1 protein-coding gene is annotated in these 911 nt (G+C 67.7%); it reads left to right on the top strand.

The genetic code is table 11. The features are described 5' to 3' along the window. A partial coding sequence (locus EN991_RS37960) for a DUF4175 family protein (protein WP_127370617.1) occupies positions 1 to 911 on the top strand: 911 nt, incomplete at both ends.

Here is a 911-nt window from a genome sequence, read left to right as displayed (position 1 = left end):
GACGCCTGGGTGACCCCGCCGTCCTACACCGGCAAGCCGCCGATCTTCCTGACCGCCGACGCCAACCAGGCCATCCCGACCTTTACGGTTCCCGAAGGCAGTGACGTTTCGCTGCGCGTGACGGGCGGCTCAGGCGAGGAAACGCTCGGCTACGCCGACAAGAATGGCAATTCCCGCGCCATCGACCCGGCTGCACCGCAGGCCGCCGCCAAGCCGGCTGCAAGCCCGGCGACGCCGTCCAAGGTGCGCCAGTTCACCAGCAAGCTGACCGGCGACGGCACGCTGACGCTGACGTCGGGCGAGGACCAGCTCGGCCGCTGGGCCTTCGCGGTCGTACCGGACAAGCCGCCGCAGATCCGCTTCGTCGGCGAGCCCAAGCGCGCCGCCAACGGCGCCTTCGAGCTCAACTACCAGATCGACGACGACTATGGCGCCGCCACCGCCAAGGCGGTGTTCGCGCTTGCCGATCCGCAGGCGCCGAATGCGCGTCCACTGTACGGTGCATCTGAAATGCCGCTGACGCTGCCGCGTCGCGGCGGCAAGTCGAACGCCGCCAGGACCTCCAAGGACCTGACCGAGCATGTCTGGGCCGGCAGCAGCATCAAGCTGACGCTGGTCGCTACCGACGATGCCGGGCACACCGCATCGAGCGAAACCAAGACGCTGCTGATGCCGGAGCGGCCTTTCGCCAATCCGCTGGCACGCGCCGTGATCGAACAGCGCCGCCTGCTGGCGCTCGACGCCAACGCCAAGCCGCGCGTGCTCGACCTGATGGACGCCATCACGCTGCGGCCGGAAGACACCTTCGACAACATGTCCCACTACCTCGCCATCATGAGCGCCCGCACCCGGCTGAAGATGGCCGACAGCGACGATCAATTGCGCAGCGAGGTCTCCTATCTCTGGGAAAT

It is taken from the genome of Mesorhizobium sp. M7A.F.Ca.US.005.03.2.1, from assembly GCF_003997795.1.
Classification (GTDB): domain Bacteria; phylum Pseudomonadota; class Alphaproteobacteria; order Rhizobiales; family Rhizobiaceae; genus Mesorhizobium; species Mesorhizobium ciceri.
The sequence above is the reverse complement of the archived record's forward strand: the minus strand, read 5'-3'. Positions and strand labels throughout refer to the sequence as shown.